The sequence below is a fragment of the Pseudomonas agronomica genome (assembly GCF_025917275.1).
Classification (GTDB): Bacteria; Pseudomonadota; Gammaproteobacteria; order Pseudomonadales; family Pseudomonadaceae; genus Aquipseudomonas; species Aquipseudomonas agronomica.
The window spans coordinates 1-3,417 of sequence record NZ_JAOSHO010000517.1 but is presented as its reverse complement, the minus strand read 5'-3'; the positions used below and the strand labels follow the sequence as shown (position 1 = coordinate 3,417).

General features: G+C 60.9%; 3 protein-coding genes. All 3 read left to right on the top strand.

The features are described from left to right. Positions 1–77: 77 nt before the first annotated feature. The 3 genes from OC610_RS23720 to gcvH all read left to right on the top strand — a co-directional run bounded on the left by OC610_RS23720 (position 78) and on the right by gcvH (position 3,400). Positions 78–1,694 (top strand): ABC transporter permease, encoded by a 1,617-nt coding sequence (locus OC610_RS23720; RefSeq protein WP_264431311.1) that lies wholly within the window; start codon positions 78–80, stop codon positions 1,692–1,694. 187 nt (positions 1,695–1,881) lie between these two features. After that, complete coding sequence (gene gcvT, locus OC610_RS23715) at positions 1,882–2,964, top strand: glycine cleavage system aminomethyltransferase GcvT (protein ID WP_264431307.1); 1,083 nt, start codon at positions 1,882–1,884, stop codon at positions 2,962–2,964. A gap of 52 nt (positions 2,965–3,016) precedes the next feature. Continuing rightward, positions 3,017–3,400, top strand: coding sequence for a glycine cleavage system protein GcvH (gene gcvH / locus OC610_RS23710; protein WP_264431304.1), 384 nt, complete (start codon positions 3,017–3,019; stop codon positions 3,398–3,400). Positions 3,401–3,417: the final 17 nt, after the last annotated feature.

The window sequence follows — 3,417 nt, the reverse complement described above, 5'->3', positions numbered from 1 at the left end:
GGCTTCGCCAGCTCCTACAAAAGCCAATGGGGGCAAGCGCCCTCGCCACGTCACTGTTTGTTTAACGAGAGTTTTCCTTGGCCCACCCCGCCCAACGCCGCTGGTATCCCCTGGTCTTCGCCGTCGCTGCGTTGGTCCTGCTGCCGTTGAGCGTGCTGCTGTTGTCCTGGCAGAGCGTCGATCAGCAGATTTGGTCCCACTTGTGGGAAACCCAGATGCCGCGCCTGCTGGGCAATACCTTGACGCTAATCCTTGGCGTGGGCGTCGGCGTAACGCTGTTGGGCGTCAGCCTGGCCTGGCTCACCAGTCTTTGCGAGTTTCCCGGTCGGCGCTGGCTCGACTGGGCGTTGATGCTGCCGTTCGCGATCCCTGCCTATGTCCTGGCATTCGTATTCGTTGGCCTGCTGGATTTTGCCGGCCCCGTACAGACGCTGCTGCGTGAATGGTTCGGCAGCGGCCTGCGCCTGCCCCGGGTACGTTCCACCGGCGGGGTGATCCTGGTCCTGGTCCTGGTTTTTTATCCCTATGTCTATCTGCTCGCCCGAAGTGCTTTCCTGGCCCAGGGCAAAGGACTGATGGAAGCGGCCCGGGCGCTGGGGCAGTCGCCATGGCAAGCGTTCTGGCGCGTGGCGTTGCCGATGGCGCGGCCGGCAATCGGCGCGGGCGTAGCGCTGGCCTTGATGGAAACCCTGGCGGACTTCGGCGCGGTATCGGTGTTCAATTTCGACACGTTCACCACGGCGATCTACAAGACCTGGTATGGCTTTTTCAGCCTCTCCAGCGCGGCCCAATTGGCCAGTCTCCTGCTGTTGGCGGTGATGGTAGTGCTCTACGGTGAGCGCCGAGCCCGGGGTGCCCAGCGAGCCGGCAACGAGCGACCTCGGGTCAAGGCGCTATACCCTCTGCGTGGGCTCAAGGCGGTAGCGGCCAGCGGTTGGTGTTTCCTGGTGTTTGCCTGCGCTTTTGTCATCCCGGTGCTGCAACTGATGGTGTGGTTCTGGCAACGCGGTCGTTTCGACCTGGACGAGCGTTATGCCGGGCTGATCGTCCACACCCTTTATCTGGGCGGCTTGGCTGCGCTGGTTACTGTATGCGTCGCCTTGCTGCTGGCCTTTGCCCGACGATTGTCGCCGACTCGTCCCATCAGGGCCGGTGTCGGCCTGGCGAACCTGGGCTATGCCTTGCCGGGCTCGGTGCTGGCGGTCTCGATCATGCTCGCGTTCAGCTATCTGGACCGTGAACTGGTCATTCCGCTGTCGAGCCTGCTTGGCGGTGCGGGCAAACCGTTGCTGCTCGGCAGCCTGTCGGCGTTGTTACTGGCCTACCTCGTGCGTTTCCTGGCGGTGGCCTACGGTCCGTTGGAAAGCAGCCTGGCGCGAATACGTCCTTCCTTGCCTGAAGCTGCCCGAAGCCTCGGGGTCAGTGGGCCACGATTGTTTTTCAGGGTGTATCTGCCGTTGCTGCTGCCGGGCACCCTGAGCGCGGCGCTATTGGTATTCGTCGATGTGCTCAAGGAAATGCCCGCGACCTTGCTGATGCGCCCGTTCGGTTGGGACACCCTGGCAGTGCGGATCTTTGAAATGACCAGTGAGGGAGAATGGGCCAGGGCAGCGCTGCCGGCGTTGACGCTGGTGCTGGTAGGGCTGTTACCGGTCATCGGATTGATACGACGTTCGGCCCATCGAAACCCCTAGCAGGCGATCTTAATTATTGAGCGTCCTCCTAGGTGCCAGTCCTACATCATGCGGATACAATGCGCGGCATTCGGTGCGGTCCGTCTGTCGGACCGGGTAGCTGGGAGCGTCAGAAAACTCTTCTTTTCAGATGCTCATGCTGTGCAGTGCCCGTCCGCACCTTCGCCAAGCCCGGAAGGAGAAACCCATGGGACAGCGTACGCCTCTGTATGACCTTCATCTCGCCCTAGGCGCGAAGATGGTCGATTTTGGCGGTTGGGATATGCCTTTGCACTACGGCTCGCAAGTCGAAGAGCACCATCAGGTGCGTCGCGATTGCGGTGTGTTCGACGTATCCCACATGACCGTGATCGACGTTGCCGGTCCCCAGGCCAAAGCCTGGTTGCAGCGCCTGCTGGCCAACGATGTCGATCGCTTGCAGGATGCGGGCCGTGCGCTGTACAGCGCCATGCTCAATGAGCATGGCGGCATTGTCGATGACATGATCATCTACCGGGTCGAGGACGGCTATCGGTTGGTGTTCAACGCTTCGACCCGCGATCAGGACCTGGCCTGGATGCAGGCGCAGCTCGGCGATTACGACGCGCAATTGCATGAGCGTCCCGAACTGGCGATGTTGGCGATCCAGGGCCCTCACGCCCGGCATAAGATCGCTGAGCTGGTCACGCAATCTCGCGGCCAATTGCTCCAGCAACTCAAGCCCTTCGAAGGTCGCGCCGACGGTGACTGGTTCATCGCCCGTACCGGCTATACCGGAGAAGACGGTTTGGAAATTGTCCTTCCGGCCCATGAAGCCCCAAGCTTTTTCAATGACCTGGTGGGCGCCGGTATCTCACCCATTGGCCTCGGCGCCCGCGACACCCTGCGCCTGGAAGCCGGCATGAACCTCTATGGCCAGGATATCCACCAGGATGTTTCGCCCTTGGCTTCGAACATGGCCTGGAGCATCGCCTGGGAACCGGCGAGTCGCCAATTCATCGGCCGCCAGGCGCTGGAAGCCGAACTCGCTGCGGGCGTACAGCACAAATTGGTGGGGTTGGTGCTTGAAGAACGCGGCGTCTTGCGTGCCCATCAAGTGGTTCGTATCGCAGAGGTTGGCGAAGGAGAGATCACCAGTGGTAGTTTTTCTCCTACGCTTAGCAAGTCGATTGCCTTGGCACGTGTCCCGATGGCTACCGCCGATCGTGCCGAGGTGGAAATTCGTGGCAAGTGGTACCCGGTACGGGTGGTCAAGCCGACCTTCGTCCGCCATGGCAAAACCCTGATTTAACCTTTTTACGGCGGGCCGCCGGCCGCTGACACTTCTCTTGAGGACACAGAATATGAGTGATATCCCTGCCGAACTGCGTTTTGCCGAAAGCCATGAGTGGGCGCGCCTGGAAGCCGACGGTACTGTCACCGTGGGCATCAGTGATCATGCGCAGGAAGCCCTGGGCGATGTGGTGTTTGTCGAGTTGACTGAGGTCGGTAAGGTTTTTGCTGCGGGCGATCAAGCCGGTGTGGTGGAGTCGGTCAAGGCCGCTTCCGATATCTATTCCCCGATTGCTGGTGAAGTGATTGCAATCAACGAAGAGTTGGGCGGCTCGCCCGAGCTGTTGAACTCCGATCCGTATGGGGCGTGGATCTTCAAGCTCAAGCCAAGCGACAAGGCCGAGTTGGACCAACTGCTCGACGCTTCCGGCTACAAAGCTGCTATCGGCGAATAACCGTTGGCACCTGTGGG

What these genes read in the sequence shown, in the direction of transcription:
- gcvH (WP_264431304.1), top strand. Translation starts at nt 3,017, where the DNA reads ATGAGTGATATCCCTGCCGAACTGCGTTTTGCCGAAAGCCATGAGTGG.
- gcvT (WP_264431307.1), top strand. Translation starts at nt 1,882, where the DNA reads ATGGGACAGCGTACGCCTCTGTATGACCTTCATCTCGCCCTAGGCGCG.